The sequence below is a fragment of the Lactovum miscens genome (genome assembly GCF_014202895.1).
GTDB classification, from domain to species: Bacteria; Bacillota; Bacilli; order Lactobacillales; family Streptococcaceae; genus Lactovum; species Lactovum miscens.
Genome location: NZ_JACHHV010000002.1, coordinates 83,208 through 109,839, shown reverse-complemented (window position 1 = coordinate 109,839; position 26,632 = coordinate 83,208). Strand labels below are relative to the sequence as shown.

Genomic DNA, 26,632 nt, shown 5'->3' with positions numbered 1-26,632 from the left:
ATCGAGTCCATAAGAACCTTTCTAAGTTGTTTTCGCAAACTCAATTTTAAAGGTTCTTTTTCTTTTTGTCCTTTTTCTGAAATCAAAAAGCGATCGCTCTTTCGAGCTACCGCCAATTATTTTACACTTATGAATCTTATAATTTTATAATGAGTATATGAGATAAAAAAAGAGACCCGAAGGTCTCAATATTTGCTAATTATTTAGCAATTGAAGCAAAGTACTCAAGAGTACGAACAAGTTGTGAAGTGTATGACATTTCGTTATCGTACCATGAAACAGTCTTAACGAGTTGTGTATCACCTACAGTTGTTACTTCAGTTTGTGTTGGATCAAAGATTGAACCGTGTGATTCACCAATGATGTCTGATGAAACGATTTGGTCAGCGTTGTAACCAAATGAATCATTTCCAGCAGCCTTCATTACAGCATTGATTTCGTCAACAGTGACCTTCTTGTCAAGAACAGTAACAAGTTCTGTCAATGAACCAGTTGGTGTTGCAACACGTTGTGCATGTCCTTGAAGTTTGCCATTCAATTCTGGCAATACAAGGCCGATAGCTTTAGCAGCACCTGTTGAGTTAGGAACGATGTTGATTGCAGCAGCACGGGCACGACGGAAATCACCACCACGGTGTGGCCCATCAAGAAGCATTTGGTCACCAGTGTATGAGTGAACGGTTGTCATAGTACCAACTTTAATTCCGAAATTCTTGTTAAGAGCGTCAGCCATTGGTGCAAGACAGTTAGTTGTACATGAACCTGCAGAAATAACTGTTTCTTCACCAGTCAATTCATTATGGTTAGTGTTGAAGACGATAGTCTTAACATCACTTCCACCAGGAGCTGTAATAACTACTTTCTTAGCTCCGCCGTTTTCATGCAAGTGAAGTTCAGCTTTTTCTTTTGAAGCAAAGAATCCAGTTGCTTCCAAGACGATATCAACACCAGAAGCAGCCCAATCGATTTCTTTAGGATCGCGTTCTTGAGTAACTTTTACAAAAGCACCATTCACATTGAATCCACCATCTTTAACTTCAACAGTTCCATTGAACTTGCCTTGAGTTGAATCATATTTCAACAAGTGAGCAAGCATAGCTGGGTCTGTCAAGTCATTGATGTGAGCTACTTCAACGCCTTCAACATTTTGAATACGACGAAAAGCTAAACGACCAATACGACCGAAACCATTAATACCAACTTTAACTACCATTTTGTAGTTGCCTCCTATAAGGTTTTTTTATTAACTAAGTTAATCTTTTAACTTACAAAATAATTATAACACTTTCAAAAAAATATTACTGTAATAAATTTGTAAATAAATCATGAAAAGGGTTACAAAACGGGCTTATAGAGGTTTTTAATAATTTTCACAATCTCTTAAAGTCCATGAAATTTGATTGTCTGTTAGGGACATAAAAAATAGACAAAAGTAAAAAAAATAGCCCTAAATTCCTGATCTATTAGAAAAACTTCTGGAAGATTTTCCAAAATTTTTCATTTTCTTTTACCTCCAAAAAATCGAGCAAAGAATCCCTTACTTTGTTCTTCTCGGAGTTCAAGCACTAACTGTTGCTTATCTTGAAGTGCAACTGCAGTAAGTTGTTGTTGCTGATCAAGTTGTCGACTGGTTTTTTCAAGTTGTCGATCTTTTATTTCGATCTGGCTCCCCAACATATGAAGTTGCTGATCTTTAGCGACAATTTGCTCATGGAGACGTTCAATTTCCTGGTCTTTGCCTTCCATAAGATTCGACAACATAGCAAATATCGTCTTATCTTGTCCTGAGGCAAGGGTAGGCTTATCAACAACTTCTTGTTTTGCAGTTACAACTTTTCCATAGAGATGTTCAAGTTCATGCACACCTGCTTCGGTCACTACCGTCACGCCTTTTTCATTTTTATCAACGAACTCTTCTTCGAGAGCCCTCACTCGATTGTTCATCGCCTGACGAGACACTCCAAATAAGCCCGCCAATTCTGTCACTGTTTTCGTATCCATAAATCCACTTAGCCTCTTACTTCTTAATAAAGCCAGCTTTTCTGGCGGTAATTTCTAAAGTTCCTAGCTTTGAGTAAAAATTGATCTTGAAAGTAACCTAGACAGCCAGTGTTATAAGAATAACTGCAGCTGGAGTAACCACTACTACATTTGTTCTTTTTTGCAGACATCTAATTCTTCTTTCTCTCAATTACACTTATAAAAATTTTTTTAAATCAAAGTTTTTCAAGTTCTGAGTACAAAAGTTCTTGGGCAACTTTAGGGTTAGCTTGTCCTTTGGTAGCTTTCATAAGTTGACCAATTAATGCTTTAGCTGCATTCTTATTACCTGCCTTATAATCATTAAGAGATTTCTTATTCTTTGCAAATACCTCTTGAATCATTGGAACTAAGATTGCTGGATCTGAAATTTGAACTAAACCACCTTTTTCAACAAATTCACGGGCTGACCCCCCATTTTTTGCTAGCTCTACAAAGACCTGTTTGGCGATTTTACTTGAAATAGTACCATCTACAATTAAACTCAACATCTCAGCCAAGTTCTTGGGTGTTAATTTAATCTTATCTAATCCTAAACTTTGTGCATTCAAGTACTGAGCCACATCACCTTGTAGCCAATTAGCCACAAGTTTAGCATCGGCGCCAAGCTTCACAGTTTGATCAAAAAAATCGGACGTTTCTTTTGCTGTCGTTATCTGACGGGCATCATAATCTGAAAGTCCTAATTCAGTAATATAGCGCACACGACGATCAGAAGCAAATTCTGGCATTTCAGCATGCATCTTAGCTACCCACTCATCATCAATGTTAACACGTGGCATATCTGGTTCCGGAAAATAGCGATAGTCAGAAGCACCTTCTTTTACACGCATCAGAATAGTCTCACCAGTTTTATCATCAAAACGGCGAGTTTCTTGACGAATTTCTCCACCTGTCCTCAAAATCTTCGCTTGACGTTCCGCTTCAAATTCAAGTGCTTTCTTAACATTTGAAAACGAGTTCATGTTCTTAACTTCAGTTTTCACACCAAAATCATCTTGCCCGTATGGCCGAAGAGAAATATTGGCGTCACAACGGAGAGAGCCTTCTTCCATTTTTACATCAGATACACCTGTATAAAGAATTCGCTCACGAAGAGCCTGCAAATAGGCATAAGCTTCTTCTGGTGAACGCATATCTGCTTCTGATACAATCTCTATCAAAGGTAATCCCTGACGGTTCAGATCAACATATGAATATCCATCAGTTCCGTGAGTATTCTTTCCCGCATCTTCTTCAATATGACCACGCTCTATTCGAACCCGCTTTGTAGATCCATCTTCTAGTTCAATATCAAGATAACCTGTTGAACCGATTGGTTCGTCAAATTGTGAAATCTGATAAGCTTTTGGATTGTCAGGATAGAAATAGTTTTTTCGATCGAAGTGCATCGTCTTGGCAATTGACATGTTCAAAGCTAACGAAGCTTTTATACCTGCTTCAACGACACCTTTATTTAAGGTCGGAAGAACACCAGGCAATCCCCAATCAACAATGCTTGTTGATGTATTTTGTTCTACCCCAAAAGCTGTTGCCGCAGGGCTATACATTTTTGAGTTGGTTTTTAATTCAACGTGGACTTCAAGTCCAATTATTGTTTCAAAATTCATAGATTTTTATAAATAGCTTACAGACAAAGTCTGACTATTAAGCCTCCTTTCCAAAAATTGTTGGCTTCTCATTATGAAAATTTGTTGCTCCTTCAAAGGCTGCAGCAACTTGATAAATCGTTTCTTCATCATTACGCTTACCAATAAGTTGCATCCCAATAGGCATTTCATTAACAAAACCAGCTGGAACTGAAATGGCTGGCAATCCAGCAAGATTTACTGGAATAGTCAACATATCTCCCTGATACATTGTAATTGGATCGTGATTCAAAGCACCAAGCTTGTATGCCGGTGTCGGTGCTGTAGGACCTAAAATTAAATCGTGGTCAGAAAAAACCTTATTAAAGTCCTCAATTATCAAGGTACGCACTTGACCAGCCTTCTTGAAATAGGCATCATAATATCCGGCTGAAAGGCTGTAAGTTCCAAGCATAATACGACGCTTCACCTCTTCGCCAAAACCTTCAGAACGGGATTTCACATAAATATCATCTAGACTCGTCGCGCCTTCCGCGCGGTAACCAAAGCGGATACCGTCAAAACGTTGTAAATTTGAACTTGCCTCTGATGAAGCCACAATATAGTATACAGCTACACCATATTCTGAATGCGGAAGCGAGACTTCTTCAATGATAGCACCTTGTTGTTCAAGAATTGAGGCAGCTGCTAAAATTTGGGATTTAACCTCAGGATCAACACCAGGTCCCATGTGCTCTTTGGCAATACCAATCTTCATTCCATTGATTGATTGGCCAATCTTCGAGGTGAAGTCAGGCACAGTGGCGTCTGTTGTTGTTGCATCTTTCTTATCAAAGCCAGAAATAGCGGTGAGTACTTGAGCAGACTCTCGAACAGTTGGAGCAAATGGACCAATTTGATCAAATGATGAACCAAAAGCAATAAGCCCAAAACGTGAAACACGACCATAAGTTGGTTTTACACCTACAATTCCAGAGAAAGAAGCAGGCTGACGAATCGATCCACCGGTATCTGAACCTAGCGACAAACGAACCTCTCCAGAGGCAACCGAAGAAGCTGAGCCTGATGAAGAACCACCGGGAACTTTCGTCAAATCCCAAGCGTTCTTCGTTGGCTTAACTGAGGAATTTTCACCTGAGCCACCCATAGCAAATTCATCCATATTCGTCTTACCAACTAGAATGGCTCCCGCTGACTTGAGCTTCTCAATTACAGTAGCATCATAAGGTGGAATCCAACCAGTCAAAATTTTCGACGAAGCAGTTGTTTCAACGTTCTTTGTAACAATGTTATCTTTAATAGCAATTGGAATACCAGACAAAACGTTGCCCACATCAATGCCAGAGGCATCAATTTCAGTTGCATGAACAAGGGCCTGATCTTCCGTCAACTTCAAGAATGCATCAACTTGGCTTTCACGTGATCTAATATCTTCAAAAGTTGCAGCTGTTAATTCAGTTGCAGAGATTTCTTTTGAAACAAGTAAAGCATGTAATTCAGAAATGGTCTTATTATTAAAAGTCATTACGCATCTCCTCCACCTTCAAGCATTGCAGGCACCTGAATAAAACCTTCTGCCTTTGTAGGAACATTTTTCATCAATTCTTCACGGTCAAATCCTGGTTCAGCCACATCCTCGCGCATACGATTCAAGTTGTCTGCAACATTCATGGTAAATGGAACCCCTTCAGTATCAACCTCATTTAATTTTTCAAACATGGTGATAATTTTTCCGAGTGTTTCTGTAAATCCATCAATCTCGTCTTCAGCAAATCTTAACTTCGCGAGTTCGGCCACGTGTTCGACGTCATGTTTTGTTATTGGCATGTCTTCCTCCGGAATATCTAGTCCATTGGCTAATACTCTACACAATTCTCATCTAATAGTTGCATTAACCCACAATATACTTTTAAATTATATCAAAAAATCGGCCTTAAAGCCGATTTTCTCTTGTATTTCTAATTAGTGTAAGTAGCTTGCTAACTTATCGTAAATTCCTTCATTCACGACACGAAGGTATGTGCCTTTCATACCTAATGAACGTGACTCAATGATACCTGCAGACTCTAGTTTACGAAGAGCATTAACGATAACCGAACGAGTTATACCAATCTTGTCAGCCACTACAGAAGCAGTCAATTGACCTTCAATACCATTTAACTCTTTTAAAATAGCTTGCACTGCCTTTAGCTCTGAATAAGATAAAGTGTTGACAGCCATATTCAAAGCAGCTTCTGAACGAAGACGCGTCTCGATTTGTTCAACCTGCTTATGTGAAAGTTGAACCCCCATCACTGAAGTTGCAAGCTCAACTAAAACAAGTTCTTCTTCAGTAAATTCATTCTCATCCCTCCACAAAATTAGGGTGCCAAGACGGAGCCCCGAACCATAGATAGGTGACAAAGTTGTCATACCATTTGGAAAACGGTCTGATATTTCCAAAGGATAAAGTGACAACGGGTCATTCACATCAAGATTCGCAACCGTATCATAAATACGAACTGCCAATTTGATATATTTATTTGGAAGTTGGCCTTCATCAAAATAGGCACGTACACGTTCGTTTTTAGCATTAAAAGGTAAATCGTAACCTAGTAGCTTACCCTTTGTGTCGATGACACAAACATTTGCTGCTACTACCTCTGAGAGACGCTCACACACACCGGTATAAGGAAATGTCTTTGAGAGATCGGTCACATCATCTTGCAAAATTGCAGTAATTTGACGCGTTTTCTCAAGTAAATTTGCCATTTTTCAACTCATTTCTATAATTATTCATATACATGGTAACATAGATACTGACAAAAATCAAAACAATTATCTGAAAATTCACTACATTTTTCTTTTTATCTCATTCTGTTTTGTTAATAAAATGTCAAATCCCTTTAGATTTATTTCAATTTGAACACCATAGCTGTTCTACTGGCTAGTTTTATTTCAAGCTTCCCGCCTTCAAATTTAAAATCATTACGGGGTCCAAATCCACCAAATTTAGTATCATCACTGTCAAGAATTAACTCCACAGAGGAAAATTCAAAAATCATTGACTTGCTATCTCTAGGATGGAAATTGTAAGCAAAGAGCAAATTTCCTTTCTGGTATGCCAGAATCTTATCACTGTTTTGAATCCACTTTTGTTCCAGCCTGCTTACTTCTTCTAGAAATTTATAATCATGTTCAAGTTGAATCATTGAATTGTCAAAAGCCAGCAGATATTGAAATCGGAGTTCTGGGTTTGTTGACAAGCTCCATTGCCGACGCGCATGCTGGTAAGAGTCACCATTGCCAGGCCTTGGAAAGTCAAGCCATTCTGGATGACCAAACTCATTACCCATGAAATTAAGATAGCCTTCACCAGCCAGACTGAAAGTAATTAAGCGTATCATTTTGTGCAGAGCCATAGCTCGGTCAATCGCTATGGATGAACTTTGAATATCCATTGACCAATACATCTCAGCATCTGCAAGCCGAAACATAAGTGTTTTATCACCAACTAGTGCTTGATCATGCGACTCAGCATAGCCAATGTTTTTCTCTCCAGGACGGCGTGTTGTCAATTCCCACCAAAGTCTCATCAGGTCAAGTTGATCATCTGTCTTTGTCTTTAGTTGTTTAATCCAATAATCTGGCACTCCCATACTAAGACGATAATCAAAGCCAATTCCACCTTCTGAAATTGGCAAAGCCATACCTGGCATCGCCGACATGTCTTCAGCAATACAGATCGCATCAGATCTATAGTTATGAACCAGTTCTGTCGCCATCATCAAATAGCTAACTGCTTCAATATCAGTATTCATGCTAAAATACTTGACATAAGCATCAAAACTTGTACCCAGACCATGGTCTCTATACAACATCGAAGTCACACCATCAAAACGGAAACCATCAAATCTATACACATCTAACCAAAATTTGAGATTACTAAGTAAGAAGTGGATCACCTCATCTTTTCCATAATTAAATAATTTTGTATTCCATGTAGGATGTTCCCCACGTACCCCATCATGGAAAAATTGACGAGTTGTCCCATCAAAGAGATTAAGTCCTTCCCCAACATTTTTCACAGCATGTGAATGTACAACATCCAGCAGTACACGTAAACCAAGTCCGTGAGCTTGGTCAATCAAGGCCATCAGGTCATCTGGCTTTCCAAAACGGCTCGAAGCTGCATAGAAATTACTTACTTGATAACCAAAAGATGAGTAAAGCGGGTGTTCTTGAATGGCCATAAGTTGTATAGTGTTGTAACCATCAGCTTTTATTCTAGGCAAAACATCACGAGTAAATTCTGCGTAACTATTAATTCTGTATTCTTCTGTTGAAATCCCAATATGAGCTTCGTAAATTAAAGGAGCCTCTGTTATTTTGGGCTCGGTATGCTTAAACTTATAAGTTGGTTGGTAAAGAACTTGAGCAAAACTCAAGTCTGGTTGCTGCTCTACATAATTAGCGTACGTTGGTACTCTCCAAAGTGAAGCACTATTAACAATCAATTGAACTTTAACTCTTGACCCTAAAGGCATCTTCCCCAGTACTCGGAGCTCCCAAACCCCTGATTTATGTGACTTTAACTCATGCTGAATGCCATTCCAATCATTGAAATCCCCAACTAAATAAACATTAGTAATGGCTGGATTTGGCGCCCATTCTCGATAAACCCAGCTTTCATCTTCTTGATGAAAGCCAAAATATTTATATCCTTCTGCAAATTCAATCAAAGAGAGTTCCAAATTATTTCCCAACAATCGTCTTTTAGTACGCTCAAATTCGTTAATACGAAACTTCAGATCTCCTTCAAATGGCTCAAGCCAAGGGTCACGTTCTAAAATTTTTAGTTTGTCAGACATGATGAAACCTCCTCATTATCGAATATTATAGCATTATGGGAAACGATTTCATATTTGAAATAGTTTTCCTTAGCATATTTTAACTATTTTTCAACTTTCCTTACAATTACCATAGTTCCCTTTCCCAGCTTAGATTCGATTGCTACTTCAAATTCCAACTTTTTAAAGATCAACTGAGTAAGATAGAGTCCGAGACCAGATGACTTTTTTTGGATTCTCCCATTGTAGCCGGTAAAGCCATGCTCAAAAAGACGAGGGAGATCTTCTGACATAATACCAATCCCAGTATCACTAAGTTGAAGTTCCCCCTCTGTCATTTGTATTTTGATACTACCAGAGGTTGTATATTTGACGGCGTTATTAAGAAGTTGCTCAAGCGCTAAGCTAAGCCATCTGCCATCACTTACTAATTCCCAGTCACCACTAAGCTCTACTGACAGATTTTTTTCAATGAAAAATGAGCTATATTTTCTCAAAAGATTTTTCATTAAGGATGAAAAACTAACCTTTTCAAAACGAAAATCATTCGTCAAATTAGTAATCCGCTGAGTTTCAAGCAAAATATTTAAATAATTCTCTAAGGTGAAGGTCTGGTTCCTCAACTCACTTTTAAGCTCTTTTTCATTCAAATTTGTCTGACTCATGAGGTCAATGGCTGCAAGTGGAACCTTCATCTGATGTGACCATACTTTAATCAGATCCAGAAACTCTTTATTTGCTAAGTCCTTATCTTTCAGTTCAGCTAACAAATTCTCATTCTCCTCAATTAAATGGCTGAAATACTGTTCATCTTTTCGAAAAGAAAAATATGAACAAACCAAGTAAATTAAATAGATTGCAAGTACCAAAAGGGTACTATTAAAAAGCGAGCGCATCGGCAAATGCCAAAGTAGAAAGTTACACAGATAGACAATGAAAATTAGAAAAAAAACCGCAATTTGAAACAACTTTGACAAAGCAAATTGCTTAAGTAAGACCATATCCCGCACCTCTCTTGGTCTTGATATGGTCGTCAAAACCAATCTTTTCAAGTTTCCTTTTTAGGCGTGACATTTTGACATTTAGGGTATTAACATCAATAAATTCATCGGTCTGCCAGAGAGCTTGCAAGAGCTTTTCTTTAGAGATGATTTCTCCTTCTGCACGAAAAAGAACCGTCAAAATCTTACTTTCGGAGGTTGTCAATTCTAATAATTTTACACCATCTGAAAGTGTATTTTCTTTCAATTGAAATCCCGCAAACTCCAATTTCTCTGCTCCTTTAAAAGCATAAGAACGGCGAAGCAAAGCTTTAATTTTTGCTACCAATATTTCAACCGAAAAGGGCTTCGTTACAAAATCATCCGCTCCTTGATTCATAGCCATAATTTGATTCATCTCATCACCAGTTGAAGAAATAAAGATGATTGGGACTTCAGAGCCCTTCCGTAGTTCTGTCGTCCAGTAGAAGCCGCTAAAGAAAGGTAAGCGAATGTCCATCAGAACCAAATCTGCGTCAAATTCTAAAATTTCCTGAAGAACAGCTCTAAAACTTTGCACACCTTTAACTTGAAAATTTACTAGTAGAGCTTTTTTTAGAAATTTTACAATGCTTGGGTCATCTTCCACAATAAAAATTTTTTGCATGGCTTTCTCCAACATAAGTTACATTAATTATACAGTTTTTTAAAAAAATCCCGCCTGTCTTGACGAAATTTTGAAAGAAGGAATCTTAACGTTCAACGATTCTATAGTAGACACGACTGGTTAGCTTATAGATTATCCAGTAAAGACCAGCCACAGACACAATAGTTAAGCTTGAAAACTCAAGTAGGAGGCTGCTGTCTTGGACACCAAAAAGATTTTCAATCTTGACAATCATATTATAGGCAAAACCAAAATGGACGATGGATACTAAAATTGGTAAGAAAAAAATCATGCGTACCTGAGTCTTGATAGTTTTTTTCACTTCTGCTTGAGAGAGTCCCACCTCTTGCAAGATCTTAAAAGATTGTCTATCTTGTGTTCCTTCAGACAACTGCTTATAGTAAATAATGAGAGCTGCTCCGAGAATAAAACTGATACCTAGTATAAAGCCGATAAAGATAAAACCGCTGAGTCCCATCTGGGTGTCTTTAAGAACTTCTGTGCGGAATGTGATTCCTGATTCTATATCTGGATCCTTATGTGAAGCTTTTCTAAATGCCACCTCATCTGAAGGAGCAATATTAAAGAGAATCTGCGTTCGTGTGGGTTCTTCACCCCCAGGAGATTTACCATAATGAGCTAAGGCTTCTTCCATTTCTTTCAGAGTTGAGAATATAATTTGAAAATGATAAGCATATTCATAGGATGGCACCTCTGAGAGGCTATTGGATTTTTTGATATGTTTAACCTGATAGTCTACTCCATACCAGTCTAACGCCCTGATTTTCTTTGAACCTGTCATTAAAACTTGGTGCTCTGCTAAATTAGGAAGGTTTTTAACACCACGAGATTTTAGACTGTCTAATGTTGTCATGGTTATCTGCATTGAATTTTTACCAGTCGCAACTGAATAATTTCCACCCACTTTTAGTTTATCTGCCAGTGAATTTTGCCTCAAGGCGAGGATGTTGTCAGCTACCTGAATCGTGCTCACTGAAGAAACTTTAATGTTTGCATTTTTAACTACCTGATCGAATTTTACCAAGAATTCTTCAGGAGATACTACAGCGTGTTCATTCCCACTCGTTGTAGTGATTGCTCCTTCACTGGGATGTAACTGCCAGACTTGTTGTATTGTACCAAAGTAAAGACTAACTGTTACAGCCATTGTGACAATTGCCATCGTCAGTAAAATTGTGATATTAGCCAGACCAATCGCATTAGCTTTCATTCGATATAAAAGGCTAGATATTGTGATAAAGTTTTGGGGTTTATAGTAAGAATCGCGTCTTTTCCGCCATTTTAAAGTCCAAACTGTGGTTGCCGTATAGAAGAAATAAGTTCCCAGAATCACCAGAAGAACGGCAATAAAGAATAATTGGATGGCTTTTACTGGATTTTTGACTGTCAAGGCCATGTAATAACCGATAATTATCAGGATAAGACCTAGCAAGGCAAGTAACCAATTCGCTTTAGGCTCTCGTTCTCCCTTAGATTCGGCTTTCAGTAAATTCATGCTTGATGATTTTTCAATCATAACTGCCCCTTTTAAAAACAAGAGGAGAAAAAATGCTAGGAAGATTCCACTAGTTAATCCAATAGAGTCGGGGTTAATCGCCAGATTAAATTTAGTTCCCCCAGCAATATTGACAAAAATTAAGAATAAAAATTTCGCAAAGGCAATTCCCAGAATTGTCCCAACAACAAACACAGTCAAAAAGCTGAAGAGGAGTTCCCAGAAGACTACAACAATAATCTTCCTCTTACCAAAACCCAAAATTTCATACAGACCAAACTCTTTAGAACGCTGAAGCTGTAGAAAATGATAGCTATAGATTAAGATAATTAGTGAAAATATCGTCAGAATAACCATGGCGAATATCATAAGTTGTGCAACTGCATTTCCACCAGGTAAACTTTTAAGTGAACTTGAATAGGAAATTGAAGCCGTGATGAAAAGTAAAATGAACATGGTCAGACAGGCCAGTAAGAAGGGAGCAAAGCTAATGAAGGCCCTACGCATATTTAAAACTGCCAGCTTAAAAGTCAGCATTTCCCTCCTCTCTAGCACCTCCAAGAAAGGCTGCTATTGACAAAGTAATCTCTTTCGAAAATTCGTTTGCTGATCGGTTTCCTCGATAAAGTTGATGATAAAGAACACCATCCTTGATAAAAAGCACTCGCTTCGCGTGGCTTGCTACCAAGCTAGAGTGTGTAACCATAATAATTGTTTGTCCCATGAGATTAATATCTTCAAGTATGTTCATAAGGTCCTCAGAATTTTTGAAGTCCAGCGCAGCTGTTGGCTCATCCGCCAATACTAGATCTGGCTCCGAAATCAACGCACGTGCAACAGCTACCCTTTGTTTCTGTCCACCTGACAACTCAAAAGCCTGCTTATTCAACAAATCTTGAATGTGCAATTTTTCTGCCATCAGCTTTAGTCTCTCCTTCATCAAGTTCAACTCAGCCTTACTCAAAACGAGGGGCAAAAGGATATTATCTCGCACCGACAAAGTATCTAGTAGATTAAAATCCTGGAAGACAAAGCCTAAATGCTCTCGTCTAAAGATAGAAACCTCCTGATCTTTAATCGCCGTGATGTCTTCCGAATTCAATAATACAGTTCCTGAAGTCGGCTTCTCAAGCGTTGATAAGATGTTCAATAGTGTCGTCTTACCTGAACCCGACTCCCCCATAATTGAAATATATTCTCCTGCTTCAACGGAAAAGTCAATATCTGCCAGTGCCATAGTTTCTTCTTTGGAAAAACGAGTTTTAAAAATTTTTTTGAGGTGCTTTACTTCAAGTAACATAATTCTTTTCTTTCTTTGCCCGATGGTTATCCTAGCTATTAGATTGTTCCCAATATCAGTGTAAACTCATTTTAACAGCTTTTTTCAGAACTAAACTTACAAAAATGTAAGTTTATGAAAAATGCTATAAAATGCTATAATAAGTAAAGATTAAGCCTTTGCTTTTCTAAATTTTGATTCCAAATAGGGATAGGAAAAGTAGGAAAGGATCAAAAACCTTCTAAAATAGAGGAGATAGAAAATTACTATGATGAATATGCAAAATATGATGCGTCAAGCTCAAAAAATGCAAAAACAGATGCAAACTTCTCAAGAAGAAATTAAAAATACAACCTTTATTGGAAAATCGGCCCAAGATCTTGTCTCAGCCACTTTTTCAGGTGATAAAAAAATGCAGTCACTTAATATCAAGAATGACTTGATTGACCCTGAAGATCCAGAAACATTAGACGACATGGTTGTTGCCGCTGTAAATGATGCTCTCAACCAAATTGACAAACTTACTGAACAAAAAATGGGAAAATTTGCTAAACTCCCGTTCTAAATCCAATAAATTATAAAAAACGGACACAACGTCCGTTTTTCTCTACATTTTTATAATTCTTATTTTATAATTCTTATTTAGTGTATTCATCAACCAGAGCAAGAACTTCATCAACAGTTGAAGTTTCAGTTAAAGCCTTTTGAGCGAGCTCTTCCATCTTCTTACTATCAAGACGTTTCATGAGTGAACGTGTTTGGAGCACAGAAGTTGATGACATCGAAAATTCATCAAGCCCCATGCCCATTAAGAGTGGAACCGCAGTCTGATCACCAGCCATGGCACCACACATACCTGTCCATTTACCTTCAGCATGAGAAGCCTTAATTACATTATTGATTAAACGCAAAATTGAAGGGTTGTAAGGTTGGTACAGGTATGAAACTTTTTGGTTCATACGATCTGCAGCCATTGTATATTGGATCAAATCGTTTGTTCCAATAGAGAAGAAGTCAACTTCCTTTGCAAATTGATCTGCTAAAACAGCGGCTGCAGGGATCTCAATCATGATTCCTACTTCAATGTTATCTGCTACTGCTACGCCTTCAGCTTTGAGATTAGCACGTTCTTCATCATAAATAGATTTTGCCTTACGGAATTCTGCTACTAATGCAACCATTGGAAACATAATACGTAAGTGACCATGAACTGAAGCACGAAGCAAGGCACGAAGTTGAGTACGGAACATAGTATCTCCACCCTCGGACAAGCTGATACGCAGGGCGCGCCAACCAAGGAATGGATTCATTTCATCAGGTAATTTGAAGTAAGGAAGCTTCTTATCACCACCGATATCCATCGTGCGGACAACAACTGGCTTACCATTCATACCTTCAAGCACTGCCTTGTAAGCTACATATTGTTCATCCTCTGTTGGAAAATGATCAGAATCCATGTATAAGAACTCTGTTCGATATAAACCAATTGCTTCAGCACCATTATCATTTACACCTTCTATATCTTTAGGTGTACCAATGTTGGCAGCCAATTCAAAATGCTTGCCATCAACTGTAACAGTTTCTGCATCTTTGAGTAATGACCATTCAGCCTTTTGAGCCACATAAGCTGCACCAGCTGCACGGTAAGCGGCTGCTTCAGTTTCAGATGGCTCGATAATAACCTCACCCGTCAATCCATTGGCAGCGATCATTACGCCTTCAGTGACAAGTTCGGTAATGTTACCAAGACCAAGGACAGCTGGAATTTCAAGCGTATTGGCCATGATAGCAGAATGGGAAGTCTTACCACCAATATTTGTAACAAAAGCTTTAACAAATTTTTTGTCAAGCTGAGCTGTTTCAGACGGTGTCAAATCTTCAGCAACTATTATCACTTCTTCATTAATCAAGGCTGGACTAGGAAGTTTTACACCGAGAAGATTAGCCAACACACGTTCTGTCACGTCTTTGATGTCAGCTGCACGCTCCTTCATATATGGATTATCATCCATACCATCAAAGATCGTGATAAACATATCAGTGACTTCTTTGAGAGCTACCTCCGCATTTACATTTTTGTCGTTGATAACAGCTTTAATTTGCCCAATCATTTCTGGATCTGCAAGAACCATCATGTGAGCATCAAATACAGCTGCGGCTTCTTCACCAAGGCTAGTTACTGCTTTTTCCTTAATAATAGAAAGCTCGTCTGTGGATGCTGCAAGTGCGGCATCAAGGCGAGCTTCTTCATTTGCAGGATTCTCAACTGACTTTGTCTCGAATGACAAGTCAGGCTGAACAAGCAGATAAGCCTTTGCTACTGCAACACCAGATGATGCGGCAATACCTTTAAGCTTTTCTGTCATTTTATTCAGCGAGTCCTTCCTTAACCATGGTATCGTTGATTGCTGCCATTGCGTCATCCGCATCAGCACCTTCGGCAGCGATAGTAACATCAGCACCTTGACCAACACCGAGTGACATAACACCCATGATTGATTTAAGGTTTACAGATTTTCCTTTGTACTCCAAAGTGATTTCTGAGGTAAATTTTGATGCTGTTTGAACGAGCAATGTTGCAGGACGAGCGTGAATACCTGTCTCAGCAACAACGTGAAATTCTTTAGATGCCATTATATGGACTCCTTGTTTGATATAAATTTGCTTTTTAAGCTGTACAGTTCATTTTACTATTAATTGAAAAGGGTTGCAAGTAAATAGTGCGATTTTAGTTGTTTTCATACATTTTCAGATTTTTTTCACTATTTTTTACAATATAAATGAAGTTTTACCAATTTATGATTTTTCTTTTCAAGCATTTGATAAAGTCTGGAAAAGAGCGCAAAACGTTTACAGTCCAACTAAGCTATGATATAATTAAAAAATGAAAAATGAAAAAGAAACTGCAGTAGATTCTACAAGAAATAAAAATGATATAACAGCGGAAAATGTAAATGAGAATTCTATAAGCACGCCATCTGAAATTGATAATAATTTTGATTTATCAGCATTAACAGCTAAAAACTCCGATTATGTGCACAGTGTGACACGAGGGCTACTTATAGAAGGAAAGACAGACGAACAGGTGAAGGAAATCCTGTCGGAGATCGTTCTTCAAATTTTAGAGGCTCAAAAAACCGGCATAACTGCACGCAATCTTCTTGGCACGCCTACTGAATTTATCGAACAATATAAGCCAAAAGTTGGTAGCAAGAATGTGAAAGAGACAAACAAGGATCCAAAATTGATGATTCTTGACAGCATCCTCCTCCTCCTTGCTCTACTTTCAGCACTATACGGCATCATGATGTTCATTAACAATAATAGTGGTGTAACTTATGGTATCACAACGATTGTTCTTTCAGCTATTACTGGTGGGTTAGCCTTATACCAAGTTTATCGTGTACAACTGGCAATTACAACTCGAAAAGAAAAAACTAAAGGTTTTGCTCGCTTCAAACCATCCATTTTACTTGCCGTTTATGCAATTATTTGGATTTTTGTTACCTCACTTGGCGCCTTAATTCCACTAGCATTTAATCCAGTTCTTGGTGGAATACCATATGTTGCTATTGCTGTAATTGCTTTTGGTATACGTTATCTCTTAAAGCGTCGTTACAACATTCAATCTGCCATGGTCCCAAGGAATCAATTAAAATAAAATAAGATAAAGTTATCAAAAAAGTCTTCACATACGTGGAGACTTTTTTGATAACCGTTTTAATATTAAACAATCTTAAACATCATATCAGCCGGTAAAGTTAAATGTGGCTCGCCCTTTTCTTCACTGCGCCCCAAAGTAATAATCACCTCTGGACGATAGCGAAGCGGAATATCAAGAGCTTCATTTACGTGATCTGTTTTGTGGAAACCAAGAATAACATTTGATTTATAACCCATATCGTTGATAGCGAGTACCAAGTTCATAGTAACAATACCAGCATTCAAAGCTAAATAATCTGAAGTATAGCTTGGGCTATATTTACTGAAACGATCCGGGAAAATCTTATTATACCGGTTAAACTCATCAGGAGACATTTCATTACGCATAAGACGTGCAATATCTTTTGAGCGCTCAGAAATAGCTGTGTCACTGAAGACTACGATGATTGAACCTGCTTCTTCAAGCTGAGCCACATTTCCTTGCTCTACTTCATCTGTTAAAAGCTGACGTTTTTCGGCTGTATCTACAATGGTAAATAGCCAAGGTTGAATGTTGTGAGCAGAAGGTGCAAGTAAAGCGGTTGAAATAATTTGTTTCACATCAACTGTTGCGATACGTGAACCATCAAAGTGTTTGACTGCGTGGCGAGATTTATTGAGTTTTAAATATTCCATCAGATTTCCCTAAAATTTTATTGATTATATTTTAACTTACTTCTACGATTTCATCAAGTGGCTTGTGAAAGTTGATCACAGAAAAGTAATAGCTTCTATTTCCTTTTAAGCTAGGACTTCTTTCTTGATATTCTTTGAGCGTAATTGCCCACAGGCTGCATCAATGTCTGCACCATGTTCTTGGCGAACTACACAGTTAACTCCGTTTTTTTTCAAAATATCGTAAAACTTCGTGACATTATCTTTTGCAGAACGCTCATACTTTATGTACTCTGCCACTGGGTTGTAAGGAATTAAATTAACATATGAGAGTTTGTTTCTTGGCTTAATCAAATCAGCCAATTCTTGAGCTACTTGCGAACTATCATTTACCCCCGAAAGCATAATATACTCATAAGTCACACGACGGTTAGTTGTCTCTGTATAGTAGTCAATTGCTTCAAATAATCTTTCAAGTGGAGCATTTCGATTAACACGCATTAAGCTACTACGAAGTTCATTATTTGGAGCATGGAGAGAAATTGCAAGGTTAATCTGTAAATCTTCGTGCGCAAATTCGCGAATTTTTTTAGGGTTGAAGCCACACGTTGAAACCGTAATATGCCTTGCGCCGATTGCTAAACCATTATCATTATTTACAATATGAAGGAAGTTCATAAGATTATTATAATTCTCAAATGGCTCGCCAATACCCATCACTACAATGTGGCTCACTCGTTCATCAAGCTTACGTTCATCAAAGTACTTTTGAACCAACATGATTTGAGCAACGATTTCTCCTGCAGTAACATCCCGTTCCTTCTTCAAAATTCCAGATGCACAAAAAGTACACCCCATGTTACAACCAACTTGAGTCGTCACACAGACTGAAAGACCATAGCTTTGACGCATTAATACTGTTTCGATCATCATATGGTCTGGAAGCATGAAAAGATATTTTACGGTACCGTCTGCTGATTCTTGTACTACAACCTGTTGCAAAGGGTTCATGATGAAGTTTTCGTTAAGCTTATCAATAATTCTCACGGAGAGGTTTGTCATTTCTTCAAAAGTTTGTACACGTTGACGATAGAGCCAATCCCAGATTTGTTTTGCACGAAATTTCTTTTCATCAACTGATTCAACCCAGTCTGTTAGTTTATCAATAGTTAGGCCATATATCGTGGGACTGGTTTCAGTAGACGTGCTAAGTATTTCTCTCATAAATTAATCTTTTCTTTCTCGAATCACGAATTTTTTTTCTGATTTCTGCGGTGTCGAGTTACGGTTACGGCGATCACTGTTACTCCGTTGTTTCATATCTGGCTTATTTTCAGAATTTTTCTCTTTGTGATTATTCTTGTTATGATTATTATTTTTGCTTTTATTTTTGTTAAAGCTATTATTACTGTTTGTCTTTATTTTTGTTGATTCTGACTCAACCGGTATGGCATCTGGACGAACCGTTGAAAACCCTAAGTCATTCCGTCCATGACCAACACGACGATTATTAATACGATCGCGGTTTGAGTGGCCATTTAAAATATTTTGGTTCTGACGTGAAAGTTTTAAAACCTCTAAATCTTCTTCATCTGCCAAAAATGGTTCATCAACCTCACCGTCTGCTCGCTCACGATGTAAGATAAAGTATTTTGCACCAAAAGCACAATATTCCTGCAAATAATCAGCTAAGTGATCAATCCTTTCATCCACTTCAATATCGTTTTTGTCATTCTCATAAAATCCACGCAATCGCAAAAGTTCATGTCCCCAGTCACCTACAATGTAGTCAAACTTGTCAAAAACATGCCCATAACGTTGCCCAAGAGCAATTCCATCGAACCCTCCCTTATAATTCTTGATTAACCGGAAAGATTTACCTCCAATTTTTATGAGATCATCTTGTAAGATTAAAACTTGCTCACCTGGATATTTATTGTAATTTTTTTCTTCTTCTGGAATTTCTTTTGCCATTAATTTGTTACTTATCAACCTCTGAATGTAGCTTGAAAGTTTTCCTTTTCTTCTAGTTTATTTTCCAGTAGATCCAAAGCCCCCTAAGCGGTCGCTCTTTTCTACTTCATCATCTCCATCAGCCACTAAGAAGGGCATAAAGACACATTGACAAACACGATCACCTTTTTCGACAATAACATCGCGATCTAAGATATTCATCATTTGCATGAACATTTCGCCCTCATTATCAGGATTGTTGTAATAGTCGCTGTCAATCACACCAACTGAATTTATCAAAACTAGACCTTTTTTTCGAGGATTAGAAGAGCGATCATACATGTATAAAACCTCTCCCGGCTGCATGTATGCTTTTAAACCAGTAGGAATTAGTTTAATTTCACCAGCTCCAAAAGTAACTGTTTCAATTGATTCAATGTCGTATCCAGCAGAATGCCTAGTTGACCTTTGGGGCAAGTGAAGTCCGGCGTCTTTGTATTTACTTACGATTTCAAAACCACGTGTTTTCATTTATTCTCCTGAGTCTGTTTTGGTAATATCTGGGTTTAAAACTAGCCATTTTATATTATAGCACAACAGCTCTGAGAGGCTTGAAGAATAAATGGATACAAGTAATTTATAAGGTATTCAAAAAATGCACATTCCAAAATTATCCAATGCGCTTCTTTTGGTTCTAGCCTAAACGGGCGAATGTTAAAACGATAAACAAGGTGAAAGATAAAACTGTTAGAGAAGCACATATGATCTGCACATTCCTTGGCACCCACCTCTTATAACGAGCCGGTGGCCAAGCACCAGCTAATAAACAACCGCCAATAATTCCTCCAATATGTCCCACGATGGATACTCCAGGTTGAAAAATATTCAAAACCAGGTTTATGGCAATCAAAACAAGAAAACCTTGTCCGATTTCCTTAAGTCGAGGACTACCTGTAAAGAAACCTAATGTACCCATGGCACCAAATATTCCAAAAATAGCAGTAGATGCTCCGGCAGCTAGAGTGTTGGGTGAAATAAAGAAGGTGAAGCTATTTGCAAAAATTCCTGAAAGTAGATAAATTTCTGCATATCTTAAAGAGCCAAACTCCTCCTCAACTAAGCGCCCAACCATGAATAAGGTAAACATGTTCATGAGGTAGTGTGGCCAACTCAGATGAACAAAAATTGGGGTAATTAAACGCCAAAGTTCGGAAGGATGTAGAATGATCTGCCATCCCCAAAGAGCTCCTGAATTCAACAGATTTTGCGCTGTCGCAACATTCATGCCATACAAGAAAAATTGTAATAACCAGACTAAAGTCGTCATTCCTATTAAGAGGTAGGTCACTATATGCTTCTTGTTATAAGCTAATTCAAAACTATACACTAAAAGTCTCCTTTATTGGGATGTCGAATACTTCTGGGAAAAAGTTAAGGCGTTGAAAATCATAGACTAAGCTAATTGTATCTCCCTTATAATTGGCTAAATAACGGTCATAAAAACCACCTCCATAGCCTATGCGGTAGCCTTCAAAATTCCAGGCAAGGCCTGGTACTAGGATTAAGTCAGGTATGAGTTCAACATTTGAAACCGGTTCAAGGGGACCAAACTTGGTTTTTGTTAAATTTTTTTCATCATATTCAATAAAGGCCATTTTACGTTTGGGATAAGTCTTTGGAATTAAAATTTTCTTTCCCACTTTTTTTGTTGCTTTAAAGATTGCTAAAAGGTCAAACTCGATTTGTGTATTCATATACAGAGCAACCGAATTTGCTGACTGAAATGCTTTTGAAGAAAGAAATTTCTCAGTGATTTCTTTTGTCTGATTGTTTTTTTTGTGAGGTTCAAATTTACTTAGTTTATCAATGATTTCCTCTCTTATTTGCGCTTTCATTTTCATTATAAATATGATAACATAGTCAGGTAAGTTTTTGTTTTTAGATTCGTTGTCACTGACACCCTTTCTCTAAGAAAAGCTACAGAATTTCAGAAAGGAATCAAACAATGGCAACTGGAACAGTTAAGTGGTTTAACGCTACTAAAGGCTTCGGCTTTATCACAACTGAAGATGGCAAAGATGTTTTTGTACACTTCTCAGCTATCCAAGGCGACGGCTTCAAGACTCTTGAAGACGGCCAAAAAGTTAACTTTGATCTTGAAGATGGCCCTCGTGGACCTCAAGCAATCAACATTACTAAATAATTTTTTATATAAGATTATTAGAAAACGAACTTTCTTGGTTCGTTTTTTTTAATCTCATTTTTTCATAATATCTGCCCAGTTATCCATATTGTTTATAAATTTTTTGGCATTTGTCTCTAAGCCAACATACTCATCATAAAGACTATCAATAAAATTACGAAGTTGTTTTTTCATATTTTCTTTTACAGAGATACTTTCTAAAACTTCTAGTGAAATATTTAGAAACTTGTTAGCCATGTAAATAACATTTGGCTGAACATGTAAACGACGTAAATCTTTATCAAAATGTTCCTTACAAAGACACGCATTGTAAGAAAAACTATAGTCCATGGGTAAGTCCTTCCGACCACAAATGACACATTCTGATAAGTTAAGTCCGGCTCCAAAACGAGATAAGATTTGCAGTTCGAAGATATTTGTCATAATCTGAACATCTTTTCCTATGTCTATCATATTAAGAACTTGAATCAAAAAACTATAAAGAGCAGAATCGTACTCTCCATCTTCAATCGCAATATCCGCTAATGATACCACATAACTAGCATAGGCATTAGCCTCAAAATCTTCTAAAATATGTTGATAATGCTTAACTTCACTAATATCATGAACAAATGAAAAACCACTATCATTGATGGTAGCAATTAATTCTGCAGTAGTAAAGGTCTGCAAAGATGCGGCAAACTTTGAAATTGCTGCGTTTTTTATAAAAAATTGGCATTTCCCATATTTTTCGGTATAAATCTTTATGAGGCGATCACGTTCTTTATAAGGACGAGAGTACAAGACTAAGCCTTTTGTAATAGCTTCTTCCATCTGAGCAATTATAACATTTATCTTTTATTTAAATTTAGTATCTTTTAACAAAATAATATAATTAATTCACTATAAACTCATATTAATCAAAATTAGAGCAACTATATTACTCGATTGCTCAGAGAAAATATGATAGAAATTTATAAAAATATCAATCTGACATTCATTAATGGTAAAATTTAATCCATATATTGAAAAAAACTTTGCTTAGCTCGTCTCAGATCAAAAAAAACGTGTGGTTTAGGGAAAAAAGATCTTTTCCTGCCTTCCCTCTTATTTTGGCTTATCACTCATTTATAACGTTTATTTTAACTATTCTTAAGATTGATCGATTTATTTTAACTTCAACCTTCTAGGTTAAAAAAACAATCTTATTATTATTTTATTTAGCTTCCATAATTTCTTCTTTAGCATGAATAAGCTGAGTTAAGAAATCACAATAAGGAGTCGGAATGCCATATTTTATGCCCTTACGCGAAATAACTCCATTGATATAGTCAATTTCAGTAAGACGTTTATTCTTAATCAGATCCTGGTGCATCGATGGATAATGAAGACCAATTGTTTCAGGATTAAAGCTACCATAGATAAGTTCTAAGACTTCGTCTTGGTTGAGCTTAACTCCTTCTTTATCTGCAACAGATGCAAACTCTTTGACTATGAGCTGACACATGACTTTAATTGTAGATGTCGCTCCAACACTTGCCATGTTTGCATCTAAAAGAGTACAAAGACCATTCATAGTCCCATTGACGCAGGCTTTTTTGTAAATTGAATAGCGAATATTTTCTGAATAACGAGCATCCAATTTTGCTTCTGATAAAACATCAGCTATTTCTTTGGCATTATCTTCGCTATTTTCACCAAGATTTTGAAGCTCTAAATAACCCTCACCAAAAAGCTTAGCTTTACCGGGGCCTTCAAGTCCAGCGGTCCACATTGTATTACCAATAAAGATATTTTCCATGGGAACGAATTTTTCTATAATATCTTCATGACCGATTCCATTGAGCAAGCAAAGGACCTTCGTATTCTGATCAATAATTCCTTTAATACTCTGTAACATGCTTTCAAGTTGCATTGCCTTTGTAAACAGGATGATTAATTCAAATTTTTCATCCGAAGGCACTTCTGTTTGACTCACGATTGGAATCTTGACTACAACTTCTTCACCATTATAATTCGCTTGGAGCCCATTAGCTTTAATCGCATCAATGTGAGCTTGCCAACCATCAATCATTAAGACATTGTTTCCAGCTTGGGCTAACATTAAAGCAAATCGGCTCCCCATAGCTCCAGCACCTGCAATTGCAATTTTCATCTTCCCTATCCCCTTTTTAATTTAACCAAGAAATAAATATTTTCAATATTTTTATTTAAAAAGATACTCAATTATCTACCTCATTCGTAAATATCTGAGTATCCTATCTGCTCAATTATCTAAATAATCCTTTTTTCTGCTTTGAAACTTTGACACCCGAAGCAATCGCAAATTCATCCAAGGCTCTTCTTTGAGCATCAGTCAGTGACTTGGGTACTTCAAGATTAACCACGACATGCTGATCACCTAGGCCTGAGCCACGAAGCCTTGGAGCTCCTTTCCCTTTGAGGCGGAAGTTTGTACCTGTCTGAGTACCTGCTGGAATCTTCAGTTTGACATTACCATGTACGGTTGGGACTTCAACTTCATCACCCATGGCTGCCTGGATAAAGTTAATTGGCATTTGATAATAGATTTCGCTGCCATCACGTTCGAATATTTTCGAAGCTTCAACTTGGAAACGTACATAAAGATCGCCGAATGGACCACCATTTGTACCCGCTTCACCTTGACCTTGTAAGCGCATTTGTTGACCTGTTTCTACACCAGCCGGTACTTTAACTTTAACAGTATGTGCTTGTTTCTCATGGCCTGATCCATTACATGTTTCACAAGGGCTAGCAATAGTCTTACCACGACCGTGGCAGACATCACAAGTTTGTTGAGTCTGCATGCGACCAAGCGGAGTGTTGGTGACAACATTCACAACGCCACGACCACCACACCTAACACAGGTCTCAACCTTGGTACCCGGTTTAGCACCCGTTCCATGGCAGACATGACAATTATCTTCACGGTTGTATTTGATTTCCTTTTCAGTACCAAAAATGGCTTCTTCAAATTTCAAATCCACTCGATATTGAAGGTCATCACCTTGACGAGGTGAATTTGGATTAACTTGTCCGCCACCGCCAAAGAAACTTGAAAAGATGTCTTCGAAACCACCAAAGCCACTCTGACCACCAAAGCCAGAAAATCCACCTTGGTCACTGCCAAAACCACCATTAGCACCTGCTGTACCATATTGATCATAGTTAGCGCGCTTTTGCTCATCTCCAAGAGTCTCATAAGCTTCCTGAACTTTTTTATATTTGTCCTCAGCTCCCGCATCCTTGTTTAAGTCGGGATGGTACTGCTTTGATAGCTTTCGATAGGCCTTTTTTATTTCATCTTGGCTTGCCCCTTTGTCAACACCAAGTTCTTGATAGTATTCTTCATTATTCATGGCAATATTATATCATAGTTTGACCTTCTTTGACAAATAATTAGCACTCTATTTAACAGAGTGCTAATTCATTTTTACTTATTTTTTATTTTGCCACATAATGAAAGTCTGGGTTAATCTCATTATCAAGCTTTGCCCATGCTTCTTCCATACGACGATTAATTTCTTCAATACCCTCGGTATTCGCTTTCTTGATATCCGAGATATCAATTGGTTCGCCAAAGTTAATAGCAACCTTTTGGCGCTTAAAAACACCTCGCATATTTAGTGGGCCCTGATAAACAGCAGGTAATAGGCGAACATTGGCCGCCTTACCAATAACTGCAACTCCCCCCTTCATGGCTGCACTATGTCGAGAGCCTGAAGGAAACATAATCATAGATTTATCCGTTTCTTTTAGCATCTTAATAGCGTATTTAATAGGTTTCGTTCCAGGATTTTCTCGTTTAACAGGAAAAGCGCCACACATCTTGATCCACCAGGAAACAAAAGCGTGTTGAAAAAGTTCTTCCTTTGACATGAAAATAAATTGTTTTGGTGATGCTCCAAAAGCAAACCATACCGGTTCCCAAGCCATTCGGTGAGGCGCAACCAAAATAAAATTTTCACCTTTAGGAATTCGCTCCAAATGATAATATTTTGAACGTCCATTAAAGATAAAGAGCAAGAAGTGTACTAAATTTCTAAGAAAAACATAGAAAACAGGGTGCTGCTGAAGTTTGCTGTAATCAAATTTAGACAAAATTATCTCCTTAAAATTTCAAATCTAAAATAGTCGTTGGTGAAGTTAAATGCATTGTTTGCAAGCCAACAGAAATGGCTCCTTCTATATTATCCCGATTGTCATCAATAAAAACAGTTGTTTTTACATCCAAACCTGCTAGTTCAATAACTTTAATAAATGCCTCTCGCTCGGGCTTGCGTAAACCGAGTTCTTGTGAATAAAATAGTTCCCTAAAATAAGATGACAATGGCCGTCCAAATTGCCCGAGACAGCGTTTTTCAAATTCACGAGTATGTATGGTGTTTGTATTCGAGAATAAGTAAATAGGGTATCTTTTCGATAATTCTTCTAAATACATAATCCGCTCTGATAAAAAATCAGTCAGAATTTTATTCCAACCTTCTTCAATTTTCTCATCTGACAATCTGACGTTTGTTAATTTGCGAAAGCCCTCATAAAATTCAGGCTCTGAAATATCTCCAACTTCTTGCTCTTTGAAAAAGTTAGTCATGTTTTTTTGTGAAAAGATATTCTCATAATCTGGAATTCCTTGTTCTACAAAGTATCGTATTTCACTTTCTTGATCCAGATCAATGATCACACCACCAAGGTCAAATATTATCGCCTTTATTTCTTCCATTTTCTATTTTATGATTTAGTAAACTTTCTTAACCAATTTTAAATTTGGAAATTACTTTACAAAAATCAAATTCAATTTTTCCTATCTACTTTTAGTTCTGCTGTATCAAAGACAATGGTAACTGGGCCATCATTTATAAGTTCAATTTGCATATCAGCCCCAAAAATTCCAACCTTTGTTGCTACAAAAAGATTTAGCTTATCGTTGAATCTATTATACATCAGATTGGCAAAGTCTGGCTTTCCAGCAGATGAAAAACTTGGCCTATTTCCCTTTTTAATGTCTGCATATAGTGTGAATTGACTTATTGAAAGAATTTCACCCGATACATCTCGAAGTGATAAATTCATTTTTCCATTTGAGTCTTCAAAGATTCTCATCTGTAAAATTTTTTTGACAGCGTAATCAAGATCACTCTCCGTATCGCAATCTTGTATCCCTATGAAGATTAAAAAACCTTGCTTTATTTTATTAACCATTTTTTTATCTATTGAGACAGAGGCTGACTTTACTCTTTGAATAACGACTCTCATACG

Annotated in this window: 28 protein-coding genes; 3 read left to right on the top strand and 25 right to left on the bottom strand. The window is 37.4% G+C overall.

Annotation, left to right across the window (positions count from 1 at the left end; genetic code table 11):
* Positions 1-199 precede the first annotated feature (199 nt).
* The 11 genes from gap to HNQ37_RS01185 all read right to left on the bottom strand — a co-directional run bounded on the left by gap (position 200) and on the right by HNQ37_RS01185 (position 12,921).
* Entirely contained in the window at positions 200-1,213 is a 1,014-nt protein-coding gene (gene gap, locus HNQ37_RS01235; RefSeq protein WP_183538513.1) for a type I glyceraldehyde-3-phosphate dehydrogenase, read from the bottom strand.
* A gap of 284 nt (positions 1,214-1,497) precedes the next feature.
* Positions 1,498-2,001, bottom strand: coding sequence for a DUF536 domain-containing protein (locus HNQ37_RS01230; protein ID WP_183538511.1), 504 nt, complete (start codon positions 1,999-2,001; stop codon positions 1,498-1,500).
* Positions 2,002-2,216: 215 nt separating this feature from the next.
* Positions 2,217-3,650, bottom strand: coding sequence for an Asp-tRNA(Asn)/Glu-tRNA(Gln) amidotransferase subunit GatB (gene gatB / locus HNQ37_RS01225; RefSeq protein ID WP_183538509.1), 1,434 nt, complete (start codon positions 3,648-3,650; stop codon positions 2,217-2,219).
* Between the two features lie 37 nt (positions 3,651-3,687).
* On the bottom strand, positions 3,688-5,154 hold the full coding sequence (gatA, locus tag HNQ37_RS01220; protein WP_183538507.1) for an Asp-tRNA(Asn)/Glu-tRNA(Gln) amidotransferase subunit GatA: 1,467 nt from the start codon (positions 5,152-5,154) through the stop codon (positions 3,688-3,690).
* Positions 5,154-5,456, bottom strand: a complete 303-nt coding sequence (gatC, locus tag HNQ37_RS01215; RefSeq protein ID WP_183538505.1) for an Asp-tRNA(Asn)/Glu-tRNA(Gln) amidotransferase subunit GatC — start codon at positions 5,454-5,456, stop codon at positions 5,154-5,156. The genes gatA and gatC overlap by 1 nt, the downstream gene beginning before the upstream one ends.
* Positions 5,457-5,591: 135 nt before the next feature.
* Positions 5,592-6,380: a GTP-sensing pleiotropic transcriptional regulator CodY gene (codY, locus tag HNQ37_RS01210; protein WP_183538504.1), complete on the bottom strand. Its 789-nt coding sequence runs from the start codon at positions 6,378-6,380 to the stop codon at positions 5,592-5,594.
* 140 nt (positions 6,381-6,520) lie between these two features.
* Positions 6,521-8,479, bottom strand: coding sequence for an alpha-amylase family glycosyl hydrolase (locus HNQ37_RS01205; protein WP_183538503.1), 1,959 nt, complete (start codon positions 8,477-8,479; stop codon positions 6,521-6,523).
* A gap of 83 nt (positions 8,480-8,562) precedes the next feature.
* Entirely contained in the window at positions 8,563-9,459 is an 897-nt protein-coding gene (locus tag HNQ37_RS01200; protein WP_183538502.1) for a sensor histidine kinase, read from the bottom strand.
* The gene (locus tag HNQ37_RS01195; protein WP_183538501.1) at positions 9,446-10,105 is read right to left on the bottom strand and encodes a response regulator transcription factor; all 660 of its coding nucleotides are present in this window, start codon (positions 10,103-10,105) and stop codon (positions 9,446-9,448) included. Before HNQ37_RS01195 ends, HNQ37_RS01200 begins: the two co-directional genes overlap by 14 nt.
* A gap of 85 nt (positions 10,106-10,190) precedes the next feature.
* The gene (locus HNQ37_RS01190; protein WP_183538500.1) at positions 10,191-12,158 is read right to left on the bottom strand and encodes an ABC transporter permease; all 1,968 of its coding nucleotides are present in this window, start codon (positions 12,156-12,158) and stop codon (positions 10,191-10,193) included.
* A complete protein-coding gene (locus HNQ37_RS01185) occupies positions 12,145-12,921 on the bottom strand; it encodes an ABC transporter ATP-binding protein (RefSeq protein ID WP_183538498.1) in 777 nt (258 codons plus the stop codon). Before HNQ37_RS01185 ends, HNQ37_RS01190 begins: the two co-directional genes overlap by 14 nt.
* Before the next feature lie 247 nt (positions 12,922-13,168).
* On the opposite strand from HNQ37_RS01185, the gene HNQ37_RS01180 reads away from it, so the two are divergent.
* Positions 13,169-13,465 (top strand): YbaB/EbfC family nucleoid-associated protein, encoded by a 297-nt coding sequence (locus tag HNQ37_RS01180; protein WP_183538496.1) that lies wholly within the window; start codon positions 13,169-13,171, stop codon positions 13,463-13,465.
* 73 nt (positions 13,466-13,538) lie between these two features.
* On the opposite strand, the gene ptsP is transcribed toward HNQ37_RS01180, so the two are convergent.
* Both ptsP and HNQ37_RS01170 read right to left on the bottom strand, forming a co-directional pair.
* The gene (ptsP, locus tag HNQ37_RS01175; RefSeq protein ID WP_183538494.1) at positions 13,539-15,266 is read right to left on the bottom strand and encodes a phosphoenolpyruvate--protein phosphotransferase; all 1,728 of its coding nucleotides are present in this window, start codon (positions 15,264-15,266) and stop codon (positions 13,539-13,541) included.
* A gap of 1 nt (position 15,267) precedes the next feature.
* Positions 15,268-15,534, bottom strand: coding sequence for a phosphocarrier protein HPr (locus HNQ37_RS01170; RefSeq protein WP_183538492.1), 267 nt, complete (start codon positions 15,532-15,534; stop codon positions 15,268-15,270).
* Positions 15,535-15,784: 250 nt separating this feature from the next.
* Between HNQ37_RS01170 and HNQ37_RS01165 the strand changes: the two genes are divergently transcribed.
* Complete coding sequence (locus HNQ37_RS01165) at positions 15,785-16,561, top strand: DUF1129 domain-containing protein (protein ID WP_183538490.1); 777 nt, start codon at positions 15,785-15,787, stop codon at positions 16,559-16,561.
* Positions 16,562-16,626: 65 nt separating this feature from the next.
* Here the strand turns inward: HNQ37_RS01165 and HNQ37_RS01160 are convergent, their stop codons facing one another.
* From HNQ37_RS01160 to HNQ37_RS01135, 6 genes are all read right to left on the bottom strand, one after another.
* The gene (locus HNQ37_RS01160; protein WP_183538488.1) at positions 16,627-17,238 is read right to left on the bottom strand and encodes a nitroreductase family protein; all 612 of its coding nucleotides are present in this window, start codon (positions 17,236-17,238) and stop codon (positions 16,627-16,629) included.
* 105 nt (positions 17,239-17,343) lie between these two features.
* Positions 17,344-18,441, bottom strand: a complete 1,098-nt coding sequence (rlmN, locus tag HNQ37_RS01155; RefSeq protein WP_183538486.1) for a dual-specificity RNA methyltransferase RlmN — start codon at positions 18,439-18,441, stop codon at positions 17,344-17,346.
* A gap of 3 nt (positions 18,442-18,444) precedes the next feature.
* Positions 18,445-19,191, bottom strand: coding sequence for a YutD family protein (locus HNQ37_RS01150; protein ID WP_183538484.1), 747 nt, complete (start codon positions 19,189-19,191; stop codon positions 18,445-18,447).
* Between the two features lie 57 nt (positions 19,192-19,248).
* Complete coding sequence (locus HNQ37_RS01145) at positions 19,249-19,701, bottom strand: dUTP diphosphatase (RefSeq protein ID WP_183538482.1); 453 nt, start codon at positions 19,699-19,701, stop codon at positions 19,249-19,251.
* 163 nt (positions 19,702-19,864) lie between these two features.
* Positions 19,865-20,557, bottom strand: coding sequence for a rhomboid family intramembrane serine protease (locus tag HNQ37_RS01140; protein ID WP_331035761.1), 693 nt, complete (start codon positions 20,555-20,557; stop codon positions 19,865-19,867).
* Positions 20,550-21,065 (bottom strand): 5-formyltetrahydrofolate cyclo-ligase, encoded by a 516-nt coding sequence (locus tag HNQ37_RS01135; RefSeq protein WP_246415548.1) that lies wholly within the window; start codon positions 21,063-21,065, stop codon positions 20,550-20,552. The genes HNQ37_RS01140 and HNQ37_RS01135 overlap by 8 nt, the downstream gene beginning before the upstream one ends.
* A gap of 110 nt (positions 21,066-21,175) precedes the next feature.
* On the opposite strand from HNQ37_RS01135, the gene HNQ37_RS01130 reads away from it, so the two are divergent.
* Entirely contained in the window at positions 21,176-21,373 is a 198-nt protein-coding gene (locus HNQ37_RS01130; protein WP_183538478.1) for a cold-shock protein, read from the top strand.
* A 54-nt stretch (positions 21,374-21,427) separates the two neighbouring features.
* On the opposite strand, the gene recO is transcribed toward HNQ37_RS01130, so the two are convergent.
* From recO to dtd, 6 genes are all read right to left on the bottom strand, one after another.
* The gene (gene recO / locus HNQ37_RS01125) at positions 21,428-22,186 is read right to left on the bottom strand and encodes a DNA repair protein RecO (RefSeq protein WP_183538476.1); all 759 of its coding nucleotides are present in this window, start codon (positions 22,184-22,186) and stop codon (positions 21,428-21,430) included.
* A 382-nt stretch (positions 22,187-22,568) separates the two neighbouring features.
* Positions 22,569-23,507, bottom strand: coding sequence for a 2-dehydropantoate 2-reductase (locus HNQ37_RS01120; RefSeq protein WP_183538474.1), 939 nt, complete (start codon positions 23,505-23,507; stop codon positions 22,569-22,571).
* A 115-nt stretch (positions 23,508-23,622) separates the two neighbouring features.
* Positions 23,623-24,732 (bottom strand): molecular chaperone DnaJ, encoded by a 1,110-nt coding sequence (dnaJ, locus tag HNQ37_RS01115; RefSeq protein ID WP_183538471.1) that lies wholly within the window; start codon positions 24,730-24,732, stop codon positions 23,623-23,625.
* An 85-nt stretch (positions 24,733-24,817) separates the two neighbouring features.
* Complete coding sequence (locus tag HNQ37_RS01110; RefSeq protein WP_183538469.1) at positions 24,818-25,474, bottom strand: lysophospholipid acyltransferase family protein; 657 nt, start codon at positions 25,472-25,474, stop codon at positions 24,818-24,820.
* A 10-nt stretch (positions 25,475-25,484) separates the two neighbouring features.
* Positions 25,485-26,096, bottom strand: coding sequence for an HAD family hydrolase (locus HNQ37_RS01105; RefSeq protein ID WP_183538468.1), 612 nt, complete (start codon positions 26,094-26,096; stop codon positions 25,485-25,487).
* Between the two features lie 71 nt (positions 26,097-26,167).
* Complete coding sequence (gene dtd / locus HNQ37_RS01100) at positions 26,168-26,629, bottom strand: D-aminoacyl-tRNA deacylase (protein WP_183538465.1); 462 nt, start codon at positions 26,627-26,629, stop codon at positions 26,168-26,170.
* Positions 26,630-26,632: the final 3 nt, after the last annotated feature.